Genomic DNA, 25302 nt, shown 5'->3' with positions numbered 1-25302 from the left:
ATGAAAAAAATCATATTATTTTGTTTTGTATTGACCGTCCTTCCCATGCTGTCTCTTGGTCAGTATGCACCGCCGGCAGGACAGGACGGCAGTACTGCCATACATTGCGATTCTTCTGTTTTTGTAGGTTGGGCGACTTCATGTGTGATAGAACGCGGTTTGCAACAGCTCGGCAATCCTTCACTTGGATATGCTTCCTATGGCGAAGATGCTGCCGGTTGTGGAAAGGCTGACAACAATGTTGTGAGCCTTGGCGACGGTGGCATGGCGGTGTTTTCTTTCGATTCTCCTGTTTGTAATGCACCGGGACCCGATTTTGCCGTCTTCGAGAACTCTTTCGACGATGATTTCCTTGAACTTGCTTTCGTAGAGGTTAGCTCTGATGGAATCAATTATTTCAGATTCCCGGCAGTGTCATTGACACAGACTGATACTCAAATTGATGGCTATGGTAATATTGATGCTGCTTTGATACATAACTTCGCCGGCAAATACAGAGCCTTGTATGGCACTCCTTTTGACCTTGACGATGTTGAGGATTCTCCTTTGCTCGACAAAAATAATGTGCGTTATGTGCGCATAATCGATGTGGTAGGCTCTATCGACCCTCAATATGCTACTTATGATTCCAATGGCAATATTGTTAATGACCCATGGCCAACGCCGTTTTTTTCTTCGGGATTCGATGCCGATGCAGTAGGTGTGATACACGATGTGTTGCATAATGCCCTGACAGATATTAATGTTGCCGACAGAATGGTTTATCCTAATCCGTTCCATGATTTTATCGTGTTTGATATTTCAGGAAATGCCGATTGTGCCGTGTATGATATTATGGGTCAGATCGTAATACAAAAATCTTTGTCTTCCGGTGTAACACGAGTTGCAACTGCAGATTTGCATCCCGGTTGTTATGTCATTCGTTTGATTATTGATGGTCATATTGTCAATAAAAAAATGATTAAGAAATGATGTTAAAAAGGTGTTTTGTCGTTTTGTCGTTGATGCTGTTTGTTTTTATGGCAAAGGCGCAGGATACCATAGTACTTCAGACAGTGGAAGTTGTGGATTCTCCATTGAAAAAGACAGCTGAGGCTTCTATGGAACGTTCTATGGATCCTTCATTGATAAAACGGCTTAATACCGTCTCCATGTCACAGCTTTTAATACAGCATAGTCCTGTTTTCATTAAGACTTATGGTCCCGGAGGTCTTGCCACGGCTTCATTCAGAGGTACTACGCCAAGTCATACCCTCGTGTTGTGGAATGGTTTCAGACTTAATACTCCTTCTTTGGGACAGGTCGATTTTAGTACCATACCTGTTTTCATGACTGACAATATAGCTTTGCAGTGGGGGAGCAGTACTTCTTCAAATAGCGGAGGTCTCGGTGGCGTAGTCAAAATAGAAAATAACGGACATTATGGTGATGGCTTGATATTGGATCTTAAACAAAGTTATGGCAGTTTTAATTCTATCGGTTCTTATCTGACATTGGGATATTCTGCCGAAAAATGTTTTGTTAGGGTAAAAGCATATCGTAATTCATCAGACAATGATTTTGAATATAATAATGTGGCTCTTATTCCTCATCAGATTATGAGACAAAAAAATGCCGACTTTGTTGATTATGGTGTCATGCCGGAAGCAGAGTTCAAATTTAAAAATTCTCTGTTGTCAGTAGTGTCATGGAATCAGTGGAGTTACAGAAACCAACCTCAGATAATGCCCAATGTCAACAATGACAATACTAAGGAATATAATGAAAATGTCTTTTCACGCAATTTCATTTCTTATAAGTATTATTGGACTACCGGACGTTTGATGTTGAAAACGGCGTGCTTTTTCGAACAGCAACATTATTTTCTGCAGTCCTATACTTCCGGAGGAGATCCTGTGACTACCGTTGATACTGATAATGACGCTCTCTCATTTTTTAATATGGTAGATGTAGAACAATATCTGTCACCGAATTGGACTGTTAATGCCAAGATACAATGGGACAACGAAAATGTTGAGGCTGATAGTTACGACAGCAGGAAAAAGCGCGATATGCTGTCTTTTTATGCAGCCGTCGATGGTAACTTGTTTGCCAATGTCGATTTGCGGTTCACTTTACGTGACGATGTCGTCGATGGTAAAAATGTCGGTCTTTTCCCTACTGCAACGCTTTCCTATACTTTCAATAATATCAAGAATCTTTCTGCTAATGTGGGTTATAGTCACAACTATAGGAATCCGAGCCTTAATGATTTATACTGGACTCCGGGTGGTAATCCGGAACTTGAACCGGAAAATGGTAAAACATGGGATTTTAATCTGAAATATCAGAAAGAAATTAAAAGATTGAAAATAGAGTCGCAGCTTGGTATTTATTATTCAATGGTTAATGATTGGATACAATGGGTACCAACAACTTATCGTTACTGGATACCTGAAAATGTATCTGAGGTACTTGCATACGGTTTAGAGCTCCATTTTGGTCTTAATTATTCATTTAAGGACTTGAACCTCTCATTGTCAGGTAATTATGTATATAGCAGTACATCTGATATGAGTGGAATGGCAGAATTGCAGAATACGAAAGGGAAACAATTGATATATATACCAAAACATCATGCCAATGCTTTTTTGTCAGCTCGTTGGAAAACATGGAATGTTTCATATACTATGGAGTTTACCGGCAGACGTAATACTTCCATGAATGATGATGAGTTTTTCGCTTTTCAGTTGGACCCTTATATGTTGCACCATCTCAGTTTTGGAAAACAGATTTGTAAATTTAACATAGAAGCACGTCTTAATAATTTTACTAACGTCGATTATCAGGCTGTTCTGTGGCGAGCTATGCCTGGTATAAGTTGGGAAGTAATGATAGGATATAAATTATAATTTAAATTTAGATAATATGAAAAAGATTTTTGTAAATATTTGTATTGCATTGCTGATATTTTCGGCATTGTTGACTTCATGTAATAAAAAAACTATTGACACTCCAATTTATAACAATGAGATTGGGAAAGGAGTATTTGTGTTGAATGAAGGTACATTTACTTATGCCAACTCTTCGTTGACATTTTATGATAATGTTGCCGATACTGTAGGAAATAATATTTTTTACAAGGCTAATATGGCTCCAATTGGTGATATTGCTCAATCGTTGTGCCTTCATGACAATAGCCTTTTTATTGTGGTGAACAACAGTGGCTATGTGTATAAAGTCGATGCGAAAACTGTGAAATATCAGGCAAAGTTGGATAATCTGAACTCACCTCGTTTTATGATTCCGGTTGGAGACGGTAAGGCTTACATCTCTGACCTCGAACGTACCGGTTTGTGGGTGGTCGATATAAATGAAATGAAAGTGACTGGTTTTGTGGAAACCGGCAATACTACGGACAGAATGATACGTATAGGAGATAAGTTGTTCGTGTGTAACTGGTCTAATTACTATCTGCCGGAAACTTCCAATGAAACGGTTCAGGTAATAGATATTGCCTCTGATTCTTATATTGCTGACATTAAGGTGTCGAAAGAGCCCAATAGCATGGTCCTCGATTCTGCCGGAATGTTATGGGTGTTGTGTAGCGGTGGTTATTCCGGAGAAAAAGAACCAGCCCTGTATCGTATTGACCCGGCAACCTGTTCTGTAGTTGATATATTCATGTTCGATACTCAGTATTACCCTTCTTCATTGGCTATCGACAATACGGGAAATATACTCTATTTCTTGAATGGAGGTTATGGCACATTGGATTTGTACAGTATGTCAATAAATGACAAGACATTGCCGGATACACCTTTTATCACAGCCGGCTCACGTAATTTCTATAATGTGGCAGTATCTCCTGAAAACGGTGACATATATGTTATTGATGTAAAAAATTATACACAGAATGGCGAGGTGTTCCGTTATACTTCCGATGGTAATTTGATAACTTCTTTTACTGCAGGTATTATACCTAACTATATGCTGTTCAATTATTAATGTGGTATTTTCAGAGTATTGATTTTTCAGGTTTTTTATATGCTGAAAATATTGTTTTGTAAATAAAAACAATTATTATGGTAAGTTTTGATGAGTTATATATTATAAAAAGGACAGGAAAAAGAGTTGTCTTTTCTGTTGACAAGATAAAGAATGCTGTTCAAAAGGCTTTTCTGTCTGTCGGTGGTTTTGCCTCCCGGGAAATACTTGCCAACATTCTCTCTCGTCTGAATATTTATGACGGAATATCTGTGGAAGATATTCAAAATCAGGTAGAAAATGCCTTGATGGCGGAACGTTATTATAATGTTGCAAAAGCTTATATACTTTATCGCCAACGCCATTATGAAGACAGAGAGGTAAAAGAAAAACTTGATTTTCTTATAAATTACTGCAATGCCCGTAATGCGGCTTCCGGTAGTAAATATGATGCAAATGCCAATGTCGAGAAAAAGAATATTGCAACATTGATAGGAGAATTGCCAAAGTCCAACTTTATTCGTCTCAATAGAAGGATGTTATGTGACAGAATAAAAGATATGTATGGTAAGGAATTGGCAGACAGATATCTTTATCTGTTAAATAATCATTTCATATATAAAAATGATGAAACAAGTATTGCCAATTATTGTGCAAGTATTACTATGTATCCTTGGATGTTGGAAGGGACGAAGTCTATTGGCGGTAATGCGACTCGTCCTACTAATCTTAAATCGTTTTGTGGTGGCTTCGTCAATATGGTGTTTATGGTTTCCAGCATGTTGAGCGGTGCATGTGCTACTCCGGAATTTCTCATGTACCTGAATCATTTTATTGAAAAAGAATATGGTGATGATTATTACCATCGTGTTGATGAGGTGGTGGATTTGTCGTTGCGTAAAAGAACACTCGACAAGGTTATTACAGATTGCTTTGAACAGATTGTATATTCCATAAATCAACCTACAGGCGCAAGAAATTTTCAGTCTGTGTTTTGGAATATTTCATATTATGATAAGTATTATTTTGAAAGTCTTTTTGGAAACTTTTATTTTCCTGACGGTTCTAAACCTCATTGGGATTCATTGAATTGGCTCCAGAAACGTTTTATGCGATGGTTTAATGCTGAAAGAACAAAGGCAGTGTTGACATTCCCTGTCGAGACAATGGCGCTTCTCTCTTCCGACGGCGACTTGGCTGATAAGGAATATGCCGATTTTACGGCCAAAATGTATTCAGAAGGACATTCTTTCTTTACTTATGTCAGTGATAATGCCGATTCTCTCAGCAGTTGCTGCCGTCTTAGAAATGAGATTCAGGATAATGAGTTCAGTTATACTCTTGGCGCCGGAGGTGTGTCAACAGGTTCGAAAAGCGTATTGACAATCAATCTTAATCGGTGTATTCAATATGAAGTTAAAGAAAAAATGCCGTTTCTGAGTTTTGTGGATCAGACAATAGATGTCATGCACAAAGTACAACTCGCCTATGATGAAAATCTGCGTTATCTTCAATCAAAAGGTATGCTGCCTCTATTCGATGCAGGTTATATAGCTATGGATAGACAATATCTTACAATAGGAGTCAACGGCTTGGTGGAAGCCGCAGAATATCTTGGAATAAAAATAAATGATAATCCTGAATATCAGCATTTTGTTGAAGATGTACTCGGTCTCGTGGAACGATATAATAAACGTTATAAAGGTAATGGTCACATGTTTAACTGCGAGATGATACCAGCAGAAAATGTTGGTGTGAAACATGCTAAATGGGATCGTGAAGATGGTTACAAGGTGCCTCGTGATTGTTATAATAGTTATTTTTATATTGTTGAGGATGAATCTGTTAACATTATAGATAAGATAAAACTTCATGGTGAACGTTATATAAAACATCTTACAGGAGGTTCGGCATTGCATCTTAACCTCGATGAACATCTGTCGTTTAAACAATACCGTCAACTGCTCAAAGTGATGGCTTCTGAAGGATGCAATTATTTTACTTTCAATATTCCTAATACTATTTGTAATGCATGCGGCAATATCGACAAACGTTATCTTAAAAAATGTCCCCATTGCAACAGTGATGATGTGGATTATCTGACTCGTGTGATAGGTTATATGAAACGTATCAGTTGTTTTTCTGAACAAAGACAGAAAGAAGCCCGAAGGAGGTATTATGCTGGGACAAATGAAATATTATAATGCTGATATTGTCTTTCAAGAAGTTCCGGATGAAATTTCTCTTGCTGTGAACATTACTAACTGTCCCAATGACTGTATAGGTTGTCACAGTATGTATCTTCATGAAGATGTCGGTATTGTACTTACTGACAATGAAGTCGATAGGATGTTGAAGCCATACATAGGCTCTATAACATGTTTTTGTATCATGGGCGGTGATGCGTGCCGTAAAGAAGTCGAACATGTAGCCAATTATGTCAAGACTAAATATCGTCTTAAAGTCGCATGGTACTCAGGACAATATCGTATGCCGGATAATATTTCTTCTTTTGATTACATAAAACTCGGACCTTATATTAAAGAAAAAGGAGGTCTTAGGTCCAAGAATACAAATCAGCTTTTTTTTCAAATAGACAATGGCACTGCAATTGACATTACCCATGTCTTTTGGAAGTGAATTGCCTGTCTTTCTTGTTGATGGTGTGAGATTTCATTGTTGAATCTTGCACCTTTTTTTAAAACATTTTCAATTTATCAACCTTGTCTTTAACCCATGGCTTGCTTAAATCGAAGACTTCTTCCACAGGACTTGACAATTTGCGAGTTACAAATAAAGTGTTGTTTTGTCTGTTGTTGAGTCTGTTGACTTCTATTTCTACTTCGTCCCAGTCAATATTGCAGAACATCAATGGAATAAATAGATCTATGGAGATATTTCTCAGTTCGAGTTCTTTAAGTCCTTCCGAGATTATCTTGGAGTGTGCCTTGGTGAGTTTTGTTTCTCCAACTTCTTGAAGCACAGACAGATATTTTTCGTATAAGACATATTCGTTAAGCATGAAAGCAATCTCTTTGGAGTCGAAAGACGTCCAGAATGCTTTTGGCAACGGTTTGGCAAGAAATCGTCCCAACATGAAAGCTCCTGCTTGTAAACCGCTTAAATTCTGAATTTTGCACTTTGCTATTGCTTTTTTGAAAAAATTGACTTTCTTATCATTATCGAGCAACTCAAAAACCATGGATTGTTCTTTGTGAGACCCCATGCGGCTCTCTAAAACTTGCTCTTCATAAAGGTCCGGATGTAGGTTGTACCATTCATTGGCTATGCGTCTGGCTTTTTCCGGTGATTTGTTAAGGTCGTAGTTTATGAGACGTGCCAGGGAGTCAATGTCTGTTATAAAGTTAACCTGACTGGTAGTGATGATGTCTCTGTAAATGTCGTATGCTGTTTTCAGATTGCGGAAAACAGGTTTTTCTTTCTCAGTGAGTTCTAATTTCTCACCGTCCAAATATTTTCTGAATCTTGCAGGAGTGTATGATGCCTTCCCTTTATAGATGCTTTGTCTGCGACTTGATACCGTTATCCATTCAAATTCTTCTATGACAATGCCTTTGTCGTTGACTAAGGTCTTGTTTGCGATTTTTGTGCCATAGAGTTGAAGATTGATGAAAGCCGGTATTCCATAGCCTCTGCATGCAGTCACGACATGTATGGCAGCAGGTGTCATGCTCATGATTGCGTCAACTTCATTGAGTACAATGGTGTCTTCCGGAGTGAAACGTTCTTTGCACAAACATACGGGATAGCCTTCTTTTTTTAATAGGTTGGCGCTTGATGCACTGAAACATATTCTCGCTGTAGTGGCGCTTCTCGGCAAAACATTGATGCCATTGCAGAAAAATGTCAAATTTTTGAACGACTTGTCATCTATGGCATCTGAGAAAATCTGTCGCAAATGATATGGTCGTATTAACTCAATTAAGTTTTCTTTGTTTATTATCTTGTTGGGATTGGGTTGTTTGTTGTATTCATCATTTTTGTATTTTTTCCACGTGATATTGCTTATCTTTTCGCCTGTGTACATCTCTATGGATGACAACAATGCAGCACGTCCTGTCAATTCTGACCTGTTGAGTTGCAAAACAGCAAACAGACTTGCCCTGCCGGGTATGGTTTCGACGCCGAATTCTATCGTAACAGGTGATTTGAAACGTTTTTCAAGATTGATTAACAAAGGGTCGAAATGATATACGGCAGGATATTGTTCTCTGATGACAACTCTGTCGAAGTATTCGATGTCAACGGCTGTGATGTTGCCGGTCATGATTTCTTCACCGAAGATGTCAGGAAAACTTTCAATCTGTCTTCCTAATCCGGTGCGGCTGTGACGGCTGTATAACACTCCGGGATATGAACTGTCATTGCCTATGGTCCATACCATCTTGTGCATTATTAATGATGGATAGGCATGTTTACCTCTCATGAATGTCAATACAAGATCTTTGTTGGTGATATAAAAATCTCTTACATACATGGTGAGCCTCAATGTCTGATGGAAACTATCTGTCAATAATCTGTCATTACCTTCTTTCTCAATGATTTTAGATTCCATCCATGCTATTCGTTCAAACTGTTTTTCTGTACTTAACTTGTTTTCATCAATGTTATCGACATCATCTATGGACAGCATATCGAACAAATTGCTTAATGTATTAAGGTAAATTCGGTTGCCCATATTTACACCGTGACGTCTTGACAATGCTTGATATGCTGTTCTGTTGATACCTATGTTGAGAAGTGTCGGCATGAGACCCGGTATATACTGTGGCATCGCACTGCGCAAGGCGAATACTAACGGATTTTTGCTGTCACCAAGTTTGCACATCGTCATGATTTCGAGATTATGAATGGCTTTGCGCAGCAACGGCTCTTGATTTTCTTCTTTGAATGCTTCGGACGACAAAATGCAAAAATCAGGTACGGCATAACATTGCCGTGTAAGTTCCAATAACATTTTGCCTTTGTTGCTGATTTCAATTTCGGAGAAATTTTGTTGTGTCAAAGTACTTACAATATATTGATCATCATATAATGGGTTGTCTTTGACATAATCTTTGCATCGTTTTAAAAAATTGTTGCGTAACGATTCCAGTTCTTCGATAACACTTTTGTTACCGTCTCTTTCTTCTATCAGCAACCATAAATAATGCTTGCATAAATTGGTATCTTGTTTGTTTAACAAATAAAATATATCATACCATTTGGGTGCAATTTCGTATTGTGTATCGTCATCGGTTAAGGTGAAAATTACCGTGCCGGGTTTGTTGCCTTCTCTTTCGTTTTTCTTCTCGAATATAAACCTGTCATAATCAGCATATAATTTTACCATGTAGTAGTTGGGATAGCTTGCCCTTATCCTAAAACTATTTATTTTATTCTCTGTAGTCATTGTGTTATTTTTTGCAAATATAACAAAATTGAAATAAATGTTTCAATTGTCAATAAAAATTACTAATTTTGCAACCCATCATACAGAAAATATTTTTTTCATGAGAACAACTAAATATATCTTTGTTACTGGTGGTGTTACATCATCTTTGGGAAAAGGAATTATTTCGTCTTCTTTGGCAAAACTGTTACAAGGACGTGGTTTTTCGGTTACAATACAGAAGTTGGATCCTTATATCAATATTGACCCCGGTACTTTGAATCCATACGAACACGGAGAATGTTATGTTACGGAAGATGGGGCAGAGACAGACCTCGATCTCGGTCATTACGAACGATTCTCCAATACTCCTACATCTCAGGCTAATAATGTCACTACCGGACGTATATATCAGAGTGTTATTTATAAAGAAAGAAAAGGTGAATATCTTGGTTCTACGGTACAGGTGGTGCCTCATATCACCGATGAGATAAAAAGATGTATTCAGTTGCTCGGTCACACCAATAAATATGATTTTGTTATTACGGAGATTGGTGGTACAGTGGGCGATATAGAATCTTTGCCTTTTATCGAGGCTATACGTCAGTTGCGCTGGGAACTCGGCAATAACAGTGTTACTATACATCTTACGCTCGTTCCATATCTTTCCGCTGCCCAGGAACTTAAAACAAAACCTACACAACATTCCGTTAAAGCATTGCAGGAACAGGGCGTGCAGCCTGATATCATAGTTTGCCGTTGTGAGAAACATATCACTCAGTCTATAAAATCCAAAATAGCACTGTTTTGTAATGTTGACAAGACTTCCGTCATCGAATGTATAGATGCAGAATCCATTTATGACGTTCCTGTACTTATGATGAATGAAGGTCTTGACAAAGAGGTGCTTCGCAAGACAAATACTGAATATTCTTCTGAAATAAATATTGAAGATTGGCTAAAGTTCCTTAAACATCTGCATAATCCTTCTTATGAAGTTACTGTGGCACTCGTGGGTAAATATGTAGAACTTAAAGATGCATATAAATCGATACGGGAGGCTCTTATTCATGGTGGAGTTGCTAATGAAACAAAGGTGAATATCAGGAGTATTCACAGTGAGTATATTGATGAAAGTAATGCAGCCGAGTTGTTGTCGGGTGTCGATGGAATCCTTGTCGCTCCCGGTTTCGGTAACCGCGGTATCGAAGGTAAGATTTTGGCAATACGTTATGCTCGAGAGAACAATATTCCTTTCCTTGGTATTTGTCTCGGTATGCAATGTGCTGTCATTGAGTTCTCACGTAATGTTCTCGGTATGAGTGGTGCCAATTCAAGAGAAATGGACCCTGATACTGAATATCCGGTCATCGATATCATGCAGGAACAGAAAAATATCGTTAACATGGGACATACTATGCGTCTTGGTGCCTATCCTTGTCGTGTTAACGAGAACTCTAAGCTTTTCGAACTCTATGGTACAACTGATATATCTGAACGTCACCGCCATCGTTATGAGTTCAATAATAATTATATGGGAGACTTTATTAAGCATGGTATGATAATGGCCGGCGTTAATCCAAATACTAATCTCGTTGAGGCTATAGAACTTACTTCGCATCCGTGGTTTATTGGCGTTCAATATCACCCTGAATATAAGAGTACAGTGGCTAAACCGCATCCATTGTTCGTTGGTTTCGTTGCCGCTATGTTGAATTATCATGGCAATAAATAATTGGATGTTGTTTTGATTATTGATAAACATATAATTAGTAAACGTTTTTTACTTTCAATAATAATATAAAAGTAATATATGAATAAAAATTCTCTTATTGGCATCATCCTTATCATGGCTGTCCTGATAGGATGGTCTGTCTGGATGACACCGTCTAAAGAAGAACTGGCAAGACAGAAATTTATACAGGATTCTATTTATTTTGCAGAAAAACAGCGTGCAGTTGAAGATTCAATACGTTTTGCTATCGCAGAGAAAGCTGCTTTGGAGAAGCAAATGACTGTTAATGATGATGAAGATACAAAAATGAAACAACTGAGAGATGCTTTCGGTGTCTTCGCTTCTGCTGCAACAGGTGAGGATAAGTTGTATGTCATTAAAAATAAACTCCTTGAAATGACATTGTCAACAAAAGGTGCCTATGTGAAAAATGTACTGCTTACTGAATATGTTACTTGGGACTCCTTGCCTCTTGTGGCTTTTGACGAGAAAACAGCAGAGTTTAATATTGCTTTCTTTGCAGTAAATCGTGGCATAAATACTTATGACCTTTATTTTGAACCTTATCTTAATAATCAACCTTATAACGGAGAACCTTTGTTGACAGTGAATGATGCTCCCGTTACATTGAGCTTCAGAGCATACGCCGACAATTATTTGGGTGACAAGTCTCAGGAAAGTTATATTGAGTTTGCCTATACAATGAAACCTGATGAGTATATGGTTGACTTTGATATTAATATGGTGGGAATGAAGGATATAATTCCTTCAAATACCAATTTCTTGACTTTGGACTGGAACGTGGACCTGTTGCAACAGGAAAAGGCTGTCGATAGATATAACGGCTCTACCGTTTATTATAAATACCTTAATGATGATGTGGAGTCGTTATCGGAGACAAGTACCGAAGATGAGGAAGAAGAGATTCGTTCCAACTTGAAATGGATATCTTTCAAACAGAGATTCTTCTCTAACACTCTTGTGGCAAAAGATTATTTCGATAATGCAGTCGTCGGTATGAAGACTTTGAAAAACAGCGATAATCCTCGTTATCTCAAATCAATGTATGTTGATGTTAATCTGCCTTATAATGGTCTTGATTCTGACAATAAAATACAGATGTCATTTTATTTTGGCCCCAATAGTCTGAAGATAATGGAGAAATATGACATTGACCTTGAGAAACAAATACCTCTCGGTGGTAAATTGGTATCTTGGATTAACAGATATATCGTTGTTAATGTGTTCAACTGGCTCGGCAATTACGGATGGAATTATGGTATTGTTATTTTGGTTCTTACCGTGATAATCAAAATATGCCTTATGCCGTTTGCCTTCAAGTCGTACATGTCATCTGCCAAAATGCGTGTCTTGAAACCGGAGATAGATGAGATTAGCGCCAAATATCCTAAACAGGAAGATGCAATGAAGAAACAACAGGCTATTATGGACTTGTATAAAAAAGCAGGTGCAAGTCCTATGTCCGGCTGTTTGCCTATGTTGCTCCAATTGCCAATACTTTGGGCTATCTTCCGTTTCTTCCCTTCAAGTATAGAACTTAGACAACAACCGTTCTTGTGGGCAGATGACTTGTCAACATACGACAGTGTCCTCGATTTGCCGTTCAATATCCCTTTCTATGGTGACCACGTAAGTCTGTTTACTCTGCTTATGACTATCGCTACCTTATTATATACTTACCTTAATAATAAGATGATAATGTCAGCCCAGGGCAGTCAGTCTATGCCCGGAATGAAACTTATGATGTATCTCATGCCAATTGTTTTCCTTGGCGTGTTCAATAGTTATTCGGCAGGTTTAAGTTATTATTACCTTTTGGTTAACTTGTTTACTTTCTTGCAGATGTATCTCTTCAGACTGTTTGTTAATGAGGATAAGTTGAGAAGAAAAATTGAAGAGGCGAAAAAGAAACCTGTGAAAAAATCCAGATTCCAGAAACGCTTGGAAGAGATGCAAAGACAACAGCAGCAAATGCAAAAAAATCGTAAGTGATAGTTTAAATGAGTGAATGTGTTTTGCGAAACGCACCCCAAAAGTTTGTCAAAAAACTTTTGGGGTGCATTTTTATATTATTTTTAATATTGCATCGTTATAAATATTATGAAAGAACGTATCTATATTTGTGGTTATATGGGAGCCGGTAAGTCATCTCTTTCTAAAAGACTTGCATCTAAACTTGGTTGGACGGCTTTCGACCTCGATGATATCTTCGAAGAGAAATATAAGATAAGAGTTCGGGATTTTTTTGACAAATACGACGAACCTTTGTTTAGAAAACTTGAAAGTGCCTTGTTAAAAGAAACATCGCAAATCATAAAAGGGGTAATAGCAACCGGCGGCGGTACACCTTGTTTTTATGATAATATGGAATGGATGAATGTCAACGGTATTACCATATTTGTCGAGGTCAGTTGTAAAACTGCCGTGAATAGAATATTGAATTCAAAGAAAAAACGTCCTCTTACAATGAACATGACAGAAAATGAATTGATGCAGTATGTCGAAAAGCATTATTGTAATAGACTGCATTATTATAATCAGTCGCAAGTCATCGTAAAAGGAGAATCATTGGATATGGAAGAACTCTTGTCTTTATTGAAAAATAAATGCAATATTGTTTAATCCGCGATTCTTTTACGTCATAAAAGGTAAACAAAATTAATAAATTATCTTAAATGAAGCAGTATGATGTTTTCTACATGCTGGGTATGAGGAAACATGTCCACCGGTTGTATGGCTTTTACTTCATATAAGGAATCAAGTAATTGAATATCACGGGCTTGTGTTGCCGGATTACAACTTATATATACAATTTTTTTTGCTTTTATCTTTAATAGTTGTTCTATTACTTTTTCATGCATTCCGGCTCTCGGTGGGTCTGTAACCACAATGTCTGGGATTCCGTTTTTTTCTATAAAACTGTCTGTCAATATTTTAGCCATGTCACCGGCATAAAAATCGGTGTTTCCAATGTCGTTGAGACAACTGTTGACTTTGGCATCTTCTATGGCTTCTTCAACATATTCTATTCCTATGACATATTTTACAAAACGAGAGAAATACAGAGCAATGCTGCCTGTTCCTGTATAAAGGTCGTACATCAACTCATCACCTTTTACCTCGGCAAGGTCGAATGCTGCATGATATAATTTTTCCGCCTGATATACATTGGTTTGGAAAAATGATACAGGTCCAATGCGGAATTTTAAGGGTCCGAAACCTTCTTTGGGCGCTTTCATTGTCTCAACAAGGTAAGGTTCGCCTTTAAGACATTCAAAAGGGATATCGTTGATTACATCGTTGAACTTATTGTTTATTACAAGTATTATGGATACCACCTCAGGAAAACGTTCTGACAAGGCAGGGATTAATAACTCTCTTACAATACTGTTGTTTTCATTGATCACTATTATCACCATGAATTCACCTTTGGAATTGCATCTTATTATGATATTGCGCATACAGCCTTCATGGGCGCGCACATTATGATAAGATATATTGTGTCTCATGGTGAAGTCTCTGATAAACATTCTAATGTCATTGGAAGGTGCACTTTGAAGGTAACAGTTCTCTATGTCTATTACTCTGTCGAATAATCCCGGCAGATGATATCCCAACCCTTTTACGTCGTTCTCGTCGTGTGTGCCGGCAGGCGCCCCGTCGGTGAGCCATTTCCTGTTGGAAAAACTGTATTCTATCTTGTTGCGATAATAATATTGCTTTTCAGACCCTATTATCGGCATAATGCAGGGATAACTGACTTTCGCAATTCTGTCTATGTTGTCTTTAATTTGTTTTTGTTTGTAATACAATTGCCATTTATAATCCAAATGTTGCCATTTGCAACCTCCGCATAACGTGAAATGGCTGCATATAGGTTCTGTCCTTTTGTCTGATGCCTTTTTGATGTTGATAATCTTACCTTCGTGATAATTCTTCCTCTTTTTGAATACTTGTAAGTCAACGATGTCATCCGGAGCACCAAAAGGTATGAACACAACTTTATCATTCGGCTTTGCAACACTCATGCCTTCCGCACCGGCATCAATTATAGTTACATCTTCTATTATTTCAGGTTGTTTGTTCTTTCTCATGGTGCAAAGATAGGAAAAAATAATAAGATTTTAAGTTTTTCTTAGTGATGGGAATCTTTAATGTTAAAAACATGTGAAAAAAATAAGCATTTGTTATTCAAAGATTTCGTTTTAACATAAAGATTGTTGAAATTTTGTATATTTGCAATGAAATAAAAGTTGGAGAATTGTGTTCATACTAAAAGTGGATTTGTAGTTATGAAAAATATATTAAAAAACATTACAGCTTTTTTGTTTTTAACATTTTGCATATTGCCATTTGTCGAACCTCTTGAAGCTCAGGTGTTGTCTGAGAAATCGACTGAAATAACGGTGAAAAATGGTGAGAAGTTTTATGTTCATACAGTGAAACGTAAAGAGACATTGTCTTCTATTGTAGAACTATATGACGTTTCTGAAATAGATGTATTGTTGAATAATAGTAACATTAAACGTGGCAAAGTTAAAACAGGACAAAAACTTCTTATACCTTTCATACAGAATGAACTTGAAAATGATATTGTACAGGATGAAATGATTGACCCTGGATTTCTCATTGAAAAAGATTGCGATATGGTTTTTGTTTCGCCGGATTCTATATATCGTGTCGCGTTGATGTTGCCGTTGTTTCTCGAACAGGTGGATTCTGTATTATTAAAATCACCTGCCAATGTTAAACTTTTGACAGCTAAACCCTTTTCTTTTATTCACTTTTATGAGGGCTTTATGATAGCTGTGGATTCATTGGTGAATACACGTAATCTTAAACTTGAACTTAAAATTTATGACATTGATAATAATATTACCAAAGTAGATGTGGCTATGCAAGACCCTTGGCTTAAAAATGCCGATTTGATTATTGGGCCATTCTATATCAAACCTTTTGAGATGATGATGGGTTTTGCCGACACAAATGGAATTATGATCGTCAATCCTTTGACAAATAGGTCTAATCTCGTTGATAATCAACCAAATCTTGTAAAGGTGAAACCGTCTTATTATTCTCAGATTGACTATGTCAGGAATCTTGTGAAAGACAGATATGTCGATAATAATGTCTTTATTGTGAGAATGGATGATAATGGAGATTCAACTATTATTGCAGACCTTTCACGAGAATTAAAAGAGGTTATCAATCCATATACTCTTGTTTCAAATAGAAAAATTGTAAGCTGTCTTAGAATGATTTACAACAAAATGGAGGATAAGGATGAGGTGAATATTGAAGATGTGGAATTTCATTCAGATGGTACTTTATTGGATTATACCTTGGCAAATGTGCTGATAGATGACTCTGTTAGGTTTAATAATGATGTGTATGTCGTTAATTATAATAACGATAGACTTGAAACTGTTAATAAATATGGTTCTGTCGCCAGAAATAATGTGGTAATAGTTTATACAGATCAAAGTGTTGCTGCAACACAACTTATCAATAAGGTAAATATGCTTACAGAAAGATATCCTGTTACTTTAATATGTATGCCTGAATGGAGTAAGTTTGATAAGTTGTTCAGTGAAAATCTTATGAATATGTCAAGTGTGTATCTTGATGACAAATTTTTGGATTACAATAGCGTCGCTGTTAACAGTTTTATTTGTAAGTTCAGAAAAATTTATGGAACTGAACCCACTGATTATGCCTATCAGGGATTTGATATAGCTTGGTATTTTCTAAATGCACTCATGCGTTTTGGTCCTGATATGTCGTCTTGCTTGCCATATTATCAAATACCATTGCTTAATAATGATTTTGTTTTTGTTAGAAATGAGGATGGTGATGGTTTGGAAAATATAAATTGGAATATGTACCAGTTTAAAAATTATGAGAAAGTGAAAATTGAAACATTCAATATTATTGATATGAAATGATAAAATTAATTATTGATTATGAATAAAATATATTTTTCATTGTTGTTTATCTTACTGTTGTCGTGTGCTGATAAGGATGATGCTGTGAAGTCTTATTGGGATAATGGCAATTTGAAGTCGGAGTTGAGATATAAAGAAGGAAAATTGGATGGATTGTGCCGTTGGTATTATAATAATGGTAAACCGGAGATGGAGGTTATATATAATATGAATGTGCTTGAGGGTCCTGGAAAACGATGGCATGAAAATGGAAATATCGAGTCGGTGTTTTATTATAAAAATAATGTCTTTGATAGTATTGTTGAATGGTATAATGTTTCAGGTGTCCTTGTTAAAAGAGAGAATTATGTCGATGGTGTCTTGAATGGCTTATTTAACCAATGGTATGACAGTGGGAAAATATTCATTGAAGGAGAATATCTTGACGGCATGATGCATGGTAGTTGGCTGATGTATTATGAAGATGGGTCCATAGGCTCCAATTCTGTTTTTGACCGAGGTACTGGTGTGCAACGTGGTTTTGCTGACGGTGGTTCATACCTCAGGTCGGTTATTTATTATAAAGATAATGTTAAACATGGCAGAGAAATACACTATAATATAAAAGGTGAGGTTGAGGAGGTACTGTTGTGGGAAAATGGAGAATATGTTGGAACTGATAGTAATATAAGTGATTTGGAAAAAAATAAATAATTTTCTGAAAAAATGTTTTTTGATAGTTAAAAATACTATCTTTGCGGTTAGAAATTAACGCAAAATTGTTAAACCGTTATAAAATAAAAAATAATGAACGTACAAACCATTATGACAAACCTGGAAGCCAAGCATCCGGGCGAGAGCGAATACTTACAAGCAGTTCGCGAAGTTTTAGAGTCAATTGAATCTGTTTACAATCAACATCCGGAGTTTGAAAAAGCAAAGATCGTTGAGCGTATTGTTGAACCGGATCGTATTTTTACATTCCGTGTGACATGGGTTGATGATAAAGGTGAAGTTCAGACAAATCTGGGTTACCGTGTCCAATTCAATGCTGCATTGGGTGCATATAAAGGCGGTCTCCGTTTCCACAAAGCTGTTAACGTTTCAATGTTGAAATTCTTGGGTTTTGAACAAATTTTCAAGAATTCTTTGACAAACCTTCCTCTCGGTGGTGGTAAAGGTGGTTCTGATTTCGACCCTGTCGGTAAGTCAGATGCTGAAATCATGCGTTTCTGCCAGGCTTTCATGTATGAATTGTGGAGAAATATCGGTCCTGACCAAGATTCACCGGCTGGTGACGTCGGTGTCGGAGGTCGTGAGATAGGTTACCTCTATGGCGCTTATAAGAAACTTTCTCGTGAACACAGCACAGGCGCTTTGACTGGTAAATCATACGGCTGGGGCGGCTCTTTGATTCGTCCTGAAGCTACAGGTTTCGGAGCTATTTACTATGTCGAAAGAATGGTTAAACAAAAAGGCGATACCATGAAAGGTAAACGTATTGCTCTCTCCGGATTCGGTAATGTCGCCTGGGGTGCTGCAATAAAAGCTACAGAACTTGGCGCTAAAGTTGTCGCTATTTCAGGTCCTGACGGAGTTTGTGAGATAGCTGACGGTATTACAAAGGAAATGATCGACTATATGTTGGTAATGCGTGCTTCAAACCGTAATAAAGTTCAAGATATGGCCGACAAATTCCCGGCAACTGCCAAATTTACTCCCGGTAAGAAGGCTTGGACTGTGAAATGTGACATAGCTTGTCCTTGCGCATTCCAAAATGAAATGGCAGAAGAAGACGCAAAAGAACTTATCGCTAACGGAGTTAAATATGTTGCTGAGGTGTCTAACATGGGTTGCCAACCAGGTGCTATAGCAGCATTGCAAGGTGCCGGTATTCCTTTCGGTCCCGGTAAGGCCGTCAACGCCGGCGGCGTGGCTACTTCAGGTCTCGAGATTTGCCAGAATGCTGGTCATATCAACTGGACAGCTGAGGAAGTTGATGCTAAATTGCACAAAATCATGAACGATATTTATGATATGTGTGTGCAGTATGGCAAACAGGAAGATGGTTCTATCAATTATGTAAAAGGTGCTAATATCGCCGGCTTTATGAGAGTGGCTAACGCTATGCTGGCTCAAGGAATTATATAACTTTAATATAGTCATTTTTGAATATTACGGTGTGTCAATTTATTTTGACACACCGTTTTGTTTTATTACAGACAAATTTATTGTGTTTACAATATCAGTTTATTATTGATAGTGAGGTTTTTTGTCTTGTTACAGTATTTTCTTTTTTGTTTTTTATTGTTTCAGCTTTTGTAAAATTGCTATCTTTGCATCTAAATTATTTGTACTAATAGTTTTTTAGTTTTTGTAACTATGTCTTTCCTGTATCCCAATATGCTTTTTGCTCTTATCGCTTTGTTGATACCGTTAGCGATACATCTTTTCAATTTCAGACGTCATAAAGTGATTTTTTTTAGTAATACGGCAATACTGAAAACTATTGAACAGGAAAATGCCAAGACAAAAAAACTGAAATATCTTGTCGTCTTGATATTGAGAATGTTATTTGTTGCAGCTTTAGTCCTTGCTTTTGCATATCCTTATAAACATGATGAACGTTTGTCCAATGATACAGAAACGAATCTCGTCGCTGTCTATATTGACAACTCTATGAGTATGCAGTCGTTGTCTTCTGGGATATCTCTCTTCGAAGATGCCCGCAACTCTGCCCGAAAACTCGTTTCGGAGATGAATCCTACTCAACGTTTTGTCTTGATGACTAATAGTAGAGTGCCTGATAATGAATATCCTATGAGCAGAGATGAAATGTTGCTCGCTATTGACAATATTCAGCCTGAGGCACCAACCATGTCCTTTGCAGAACTTTATGATAATGTCTCGATGATAAAAAAACGTAACGACTTTGAATCTGTCGCTTTGTTTGCCTACTCTGACTTCCAAAAAGGTATGATGACAATTGCCGGCTTGACGACTGATTCTGCCGTAAGTGTGGTGGCTCTGCCTGTTTATTCTGATTTCCAAAGTAATATATTTGTTGATTCTGTATGGCTTAGGTCTCCTGTGCTTCAAAATGGTTTGTCCAATGAGATTGGAATACGTATCGTAAACGAAGGTGGAAAAGATGTTAAAGGCGTGCCGGTGACTCTCGATATTGATGGTCAAAAAGTGGCATTTTCTTCTGTCGATATTCCGGCATACTCCGGTAATGATCTCTTTATGCAGTTTGTACTCGATAATGTAGGTTTTAAAAAAGCAACAGTATCTGTAAATGATTATCCTATTACTTTCGATGACAATTATTATTTTACTCTTAATGTTCGTCCTGTCATTAAGGTAATGGAGCTTATTCCTGATGATGTCGCAAGCGAGTGTGAATTGCTTTTTGACAATGACCCTTTGTTTATATATGAGAAAGTGAATCCTCTTAAACTTGATAGGTTCTCTATTGTCGATTATCAGATGATTATTGTGAATCAGAATGCCTCTCTCAATGAGAATGTCCAACAGAGTCTTTTTGATTTTGCTGCCCAGGGTGGTTCCCTTTTGGTGTTGCCTCCGTTAAATGCAGACAATTATTTTCTGTATAAGATAAATGGAATAAATATTGACAAAGAACCTGATACTGTTACCGTTACAGTTGATGCTTTGGCTTCGCAGCATGCCTTCTTCGAGGATGTTTTGTTGAATGTACCTGATAATGCAGATCTCCCTGAGGTATATCGTCATTACCCCATGCGTTTAAATAATAATTCTAATGCATTGACACTAATTGGATTACAAAATGGAGAACCTCTGATGCTTATGTCACGTGATAATAACGGTGCCATTTATTATCTTTCCTCATCATTTGATTCCCAATATTCTGCTTTATCACAGCATGCTATTTTTGTGCCGTTGATGTATAAAATGGCTTTTCTTGGCGGAGGTTTGTCAAAATTGTCTTATACCATTGGAGTTGACAATAGCTTTAATATTAATGGAAATAATCTGCTTTATGGAGAACAGATTTCTATAGTTAATGCAGACCGTTCTTTCTCCATGATTCCGGCTGTAGATATTAGAAATAACAGGAGTTTTGTCACTTTGACGTCTGATTTGCCGGAATCCGGATTTTATGAGGTCTTGAAAAATGGAGAGTCTGTTTCTGTTATGGCATGGAATGACAATAGAAAAGAATCCGAGTTGAAGTTTTTGAATGAAGATGAGATAGCAGAGGTGTTGAATGAAAATGATATAAATCTGATATCTGTCGTATCATACGATGATATGTATTCCGACGGAGCCGTAGGTGCCTTTACTAAAAAATCTTCATTGTGGAAATATCTCGTGTTGTTGTCTTTGTGTGCTTTGTTGGGAGAGGTGCTTGTATTGCGCTTGTGGAAATAGAAGTTCTTGTTGCATTCTTGCGATGTTGGGAAATGTTGGTGTTTCTGAATTTTAATGAACTCAATTTGTATAAAATTTATTATCTTTGCAGATATGTTGTCTGAAATTCAATGGTGCGGATGGTATTGTCATTGAAATCAAGACAAATAACTGTTATTTTATGAGTAAAACGAGTATTGTATGAGTGATATAGACGAAAAAGAATTGGAAAGTCTTGAAGATTATGATAATGATGGCATTGACAATGCTGAGGATGAGACTATGGGAATAGTGACTGATAATACTCATACAGATTATGATGATGAGTCAGGGATGCGTATAAAACAAGGTGACGGATATCGTATAATCCCGTTAAAGCAAATGTTTGAAAACTGGTTTCTTGACTATGCTTCATACGTTATTCTTGACCGTGCAGTACCTGAGATAAATGATGGTCTCAAGCCGGTACAGCGACGTATTCTTCATTCGATGAAAGAAATAGACGATGGCAGGTATAACAAGGTTGCCAATATAGTTGGTAATACCATGAAATATCATCCTCATGGTGATGCTTCTATTGGTGATGCCCTTGTGAATCTGGGACAGAAAGATTTGCTTATCGACTGTCAGGGTAACTGGGGTAATATTCTTACAGGCGACCCTGCTGCGGCTCCGCGTTATATTGAGGCTCGTTTGTCGAAATTTGCTCTCGATGTGGTCTTTAATCCTAAAATTACCGATTGGAAGTTCTCATACGATGGCAGAAATAAAGAACCTGTATCGCTGCCGGTTAAATTCCCGCTATTGCTCGCACAAGGTGCTATGGGTATTGCTGTAGGCTTGAAATCGGAGATATTGCCTCATAACTTTAATGAATTGATTGATGCTTCAATAGCTTATCTTAAAGATGAACCTTTTGAACTGTATCCTGATTTTCAAACCGGAGGTCTCGTCGATGTACGTTATTATAATGACGGCGCAAAGGGTTGTAAAATTAAAGTACGTGCACGCATCTCTCAAATCGACAAGAAAACTCTTGTCATTACCGAAATACCATACGGCACTACAACGGAAAGTCTGATACAGTCGATAACCGCAGCAGGAGAAAAAGGTCAAATAAAGATAAGACGTGTAGATGACAATACCGCTAAAAATGCCGAGATCATCATACATCTTTCTCCCGGCGTCTCTCCGGATCAGACTATTGACGCTCTTTATGCCTTTACCAAATGCCAAATATCTCTCAATAGCTTGAGTACTTGCGTCATTCATAACGATATGCCGGAGTTTACCACTGTATCTGCAATATTGCGCTCTAATACTGACCATACTCTTGATTTGCTTAGTTGGGAACTCGAGATAAGGTTGAACGAACTTGAATCGGAATGGCATTGGGTATCTTTAGAAAAGATTTTCTTTGAGAAACGTATTTATAAGATACTCGAAAATGATGCTGATTCTTTTGAAGAACAACTTGTTGGCATAGAACGTGCCTTCGACCCGTATCGCTCTCTGCTGAAAAAAGAAATAACACGCGACGATATACTTAAACTTTGCGAGAAACCGGTGCGCAAGATATCTAAATTCGATATTAAAAAGGCTGAAGATGCTCTCGTGAATTTGGAAAAAGAAATAGAAAAGGTGAAATATAATCTCGACCATATCGTGGATTATACTATAGACTTTTATAAAGAGATAAAAAGAAAATATGGAGAGGGTAGGGAACGTAAAACGGAAATACGCAATTTTGACAATATATCGGCTGCTGCTGTGGCCGCGAATAATGAGAAACTGTATTTCAATAAGAAAGATGCCTTTGTTTGTACTTCTGCAGGATTGAAAAAAGAACAAAACAAAGACGATTATGTATTCGTTTCCGAATGTTCTGACCTCGACGACTTTATAGTCTTCCGCGAAGATGGTACTTTTATGGTGTCTAAAATGCAACCGAAATGTTTTGTCGGTCCAGAAACGCCAATTTTTGTCAAAGTGTTTAATAAAAATGATGACAGGACAATATATAATATGGTGTACCGTGATGGAAAATCGGGAAATCCTTACTACGTGAAACGTTTTGCAGTCAAAGGTGTTACTCATGATAAAAATTATGACCTTACCAATGGTAATAAAGGCTCTAAAGTGGTATATTTTTCTTGTAATCCTAATGGTGAAGCAGAGACTATCAAGGTGTTCCTTCGTCCTAATCCTAAATTGAAAAAAACGAGTTTCGACTTTAAATTTTCGGAATTGGCAATAAAAGGTCGTTCCTCTCGTGGCAATAAGCTTACCAATCATCCCATAAACCGTATAGTGGTGCATGAAGAGGGCTTATCTACATTGTCAGCTCGTGAGATATGGTATGATGATTCTGTGAAACGGCTCAATGTAGCTAAACATGGCGTTTTGCTCGGTGAGTTTTCCGGCGATGACAAGATTATCCAAATCTATTCCAATGGCGAATTTCGCCTGTCGTCTTTTGACTTATCGACACATTTCGATGACGATATGTCGATGATTATGAAATTTGATTATGAGACAATATTTACTGTAATATATAAAGACGGTGAAACAGGATTTTTGTATATCAAACGTTTTATGATAGATTCAGATACAGTAACCAATAAAAGAATATCTTTCGTTGGGGAAAATGAAAATACACAGTATATTGCCGTAAATATGGATGTATGTCCTCGTCTGTTGTTGCGCTTTAATGATAGTCCATCGGGTAAACAATATGAGAATGAGATAGTTGCCGTTGATGAGTATATTGGTGTCAAGAGTTATAAGGCTAAAGGTAAACGCCTTTCTTCTAAAGACGTTCGTGACTTTGAGTTTGTCGAACCGGCCGAACCTCCTGTTAAAGAAGATATTGAACAGGAAAGTACTGAAAATGATGCTGATGACAATGTTATTAATGAATCTGATAATACTGTTGAACAAAATGCTGAGAATGAAGTATTAGATGATGATATTGTTATTGATGATGATTCTGTACAATTGACATTGTTCTAAGTTTTTTGTTATGAAATACAGTTTTTTACTTCTTCTGGTATCTTTGCTGTTGCTTTTTTCTTGTACAACTCCTAAAAAGTTTGCAAGACGTTTTGTAAAATATACTAAAGGCGCAAAAGTCGCATTGTATATTCCTGACGCATTGATAAAGAAAAATATGCGTATTGATGTTCCTGAAGAAGTACTTGATACTATCCCTGAAGAGAATAGAGAGGAATATCTTCGTTCTTTTGTAAGGGTTGTTGACAGTATCAATGATGAGATGTTTTTTTCTATTCTGATTTCGTCTTTTGAGGAGTCGTTGAAAGCTTATGATTTGGAATTGTGCTATTGGGAAAATGATACCACTATGCCGGATTCATTGCATTGGATTGTGGATATTCAACGTATTGAGATACAAGAATGTACTGCAATGAGAACTTATGCTGAATTTATATACGGACAAGGGTATGAATATGATTGTCCATTTGATTATGTAAATGTCGCATCCTGGTTTGAGTTGTCGAATGGTATTACAGACGATTTTGTTTTTACGGAACATAATTATGAAAGTACTTTCAATGGTGGTATATACCTTAATGACAAGGGATTATTATCATTGGATTGTTCTTTGGACACTATCTCTGTATCAGGATTTTATCGTTTTGCTGTGGCTCTCGGCAAGCTTTATGCCGGCTATTGTTTCGATTATTTCATGAACGATAACATATCGAAAAAATGTAAAATACCATTTGAAAATATTAAAAAATACAGATATGACCCATACGAATATATTTTGTATTATGATTCTAAAGATGGTATGATAAGAATAGATGAACAATAGAAGTTTTGGTAGATGTTATTTGCAATGGAAATAA

The 25302-nt window shown here is 37.1% G+C and carries 16 protein-coding genes; 14 read left to right on the top strand and 2 right to left on the bottom strand.

Annotation, left to right across the window (positions count from 1 at the left end; genetic code table 11):
* The 5 genes from ACZOVS_RS02220 (at nt 1) to nrdG (ending at nt 6606) form a co-directional block, all read left to right on the top strand.
* Entirely contained in the window at nt 1–972 is a 972-nt protein-coding gene (locus ACZOVS_RS02220; RefSeq protein WP_483995604.1) for a T9SS type A sorting domain-containing protein, read from the top strand.
* Nucleotides 969–2891 (top strand): TonB-dependent receptor plug domain-containing protein, encoded by a 1923-nt coding sequence (locus ACZOVS_RS02215; RefSeq protein ID WP_483995603.1) that lies wholly within the window; start codon nt 969–971, stop codon nt 2889–2891. Before ACZOVS_RS02220 ends, ACZOVS_RS02215 begins: the two co-directional genes overlap by 4 nt.
* Nucleotides 2892–2907: 16 nt before the next feature.
* Nucleotides 2908–3987, top strand: coding sequence for a YncE family protein (locus tag ACZOVS_RS02210; RefSeq protein ID WP_483995602.1), 1080 nt, complete (start codon nt 2908–2910; stop codon nt 3985–3987).
* A 77-nt stretch (nt 3988–4064) separates the two neighbouring features.
* On the top strand, nt 4065–6170 hold the full coding sequence (nrdD, locus tag ACZOVS_RS02205) for an anaerobic ribonucleoside-triphosphate reductase (protein WP_483995601.1): 2106 nt from the start codon (nt 4065–4067) through the stop codon (nt 6168–6170).
* The gene (gene nrdG, locus ACZOVS_RS02200) at nt 6157–6606 is read left to right on the top strand and encodes an anaerobic ribonucleoside-triphosphate reductase activating protein (RefSeq protein ID WP_483995600.1); all 450 of its coding nucleotides are present in this window, start codon (nt 6157–6159) and stop codon (nt 6604–6606) included. Before nrdD ends, nrdG begins: the two co-directional genes overlap by 14 nt.
* Before the next feature lie 58 nt (nt 6607–6664).
* On the opposite strand, the gene ACZOVS_RS02195 is transcribed toward nrdG, so the two are convergent.
* The gene (locus ACZOVS_RS02195) at nt 6665–9379 is read right to left on the bottom strand and encodes a hypothetical protein (RefSeq protein WP_483995599.1); all 2715 of its coding nucleotides are present in this window, start codon (nt 9377–9379) and stop codon (nt 6665–6667) included.
* Between the two features lie 100 nt (nt 9380–9479).
* Between ACZOVS_RS02195 and ACZOVS_RS02190 the strand changes: the two genes are divergently transcribed.
* The 3 genes from ACZOVS_RS02190 to ACZOVS_RS02180 all read left to right on the top strand — a co-directional run bounded on the left by ACZOVS_RS02190 (nt 9480) and on the right by ACZOVS_RS02180 (nt 13736).
* Nucleotides 9480–11093: a CTP synthase gene (locus ACZOVS_RS02190; protein ID WP_483995598.1), complete on the top strand. Its 1614-nt coding sequence runs from the start codon at nt 9480–9482 to the stop codon at nt 11091–11093.
* Nucleotides 11094–11171: 78 nt separating this feature from the next.
* The gene (gene yidC, locus ACZOVS_RS02185; protein ID WP_483995597.1) at nt 11172–13106 is read left to right on the top strand and encodes a membrane protein insertase YidC; all 1935 of its coding nucleotides are present in this window, start codon (nt 11172–11174) and stop codon (nt 13104–13106) included.
* A gap of 108 nt (nt 13107–13214) precedes the next feature.
* On the top strand, nt 13215–13736 hold the full coding sequence (locus tag ACZOVS_RS02180; RefSeq protein ID WP_483995596.1) for a shikimate kinase: 522 nt from the start codon (nt 13215–13217) through the stop codon (nt 13734–13736).
* Between the two features lie 44 nt (nt 13737–13780).
* On the opposite strand, the gene rlmD is transcribed toward ACZOVS_RS02180, so the two are convergent.
* The gene (gene rlmD, locus ACZOVS_RS02175) at nt 13781–15208 is read right to left on the bottom strand and encodes a 23S rRNA (uracil(1939)-C(5))-methyltransferase RlmD (RefSeq protein ID WP_483995595.1); all 1428 of its coding nucleotides are present in this window, start codon (nt 15206–15208) and stop codon (nt 13781–13783) included.
* Nucleotides 15209–15406: 198 nt separating this feature from the next.
* Between rlmD and ACZOVS_RS02170 the strand changes: the two genes are divergently transcribed.
* The 6 genes from ACZOVS_RS02170 to ACZOVS_RS02145 all read left to right on the top strand — a co-directional run bounded on the left by ACZOVS_RS02170 (nt 15407) and on the right by ACZOVS_RS02145 (nt 25268).
* Nucleotides 15407–17059, top strand: coding sequence for a LysM peptidoglycan-binding domain-containing protein (locus ACZOVS_RS02170; RefSeq protein ID WP_483995594.1), 1653 nt, complete (start codon nt 15407–15409; stop codon nt 17057–17059).
* An 18-nt stretch (nt 17060–17077) separates the two neighbouring features.
* The gene (locus ACZOVS_RS02165; RefSeq protein WP_483995593.1) at nt 17078–17752 is read left to right on the top strand and encodes a toxin-antitoxin system YwqK family antitoxin; all 675 of its coding nucleotides are present in this window, start codon (nt 17078–17080) and stop codon (nt 17750–17752) included.
* Between the two features lie 93 nt (nt 17753–17845).
* Nucleotides 17846–19189, top strand: a complete 1344-nt coding sequence (gene gdhA, locus ACZOVS_RS02160; RefSeq protein WP_483995592.1) for an NADP-specific glutamate dehydrogenase — start codon at nt 17846–17848, stop codon at nt 19187–19189.
* 231 nt (nt 19190–19420) lie between these two features.
* Nucleotides 19421–21454: a BatA domain-containing protein gene (locus tag ACZOVS_RS02155; RefSeq protein ID WP_483995591.1), complete on the top strand. Its 2034-nt coding sequence runs from the start codon at nt 19421–19423 to the stop codon at nt 21452–21454.
* A gap of 180 nt (nt 21455–21634) precedes the next feature.
* Nucleotides 21635–24445 (top strand): DNA gyrase/topoisomerase IV subunit A, encoded by a 2811-nt coding sequence (locus ACZOVS_RS02150; protein ID WP_483995590.1) that lies wholly within the window; start codon nt 21635–21637, stop codon nt 24443–24445.
* A gap of 10 nt (nt 24446–24455) precedes the next feature.
* A complete protein-coding gene (locus ACZOVS_RS02145) occupies nt 24456–25268 on the top strand; it encodes a hypothetical protein (protein ID WP_483995589.1) in 813 nt (270 codons plus the stop codon).
* Nucleotides 25269–25302: the final 34 nt, after the last annotated feature.

Source organism: Candidatus Limimorpha avicola, assembly GCF_056978975.1.
Note: the sequence above shows the minus strand (reverse complement) of the source record. Positions and strands in the feature narration are given on the sequence as shown.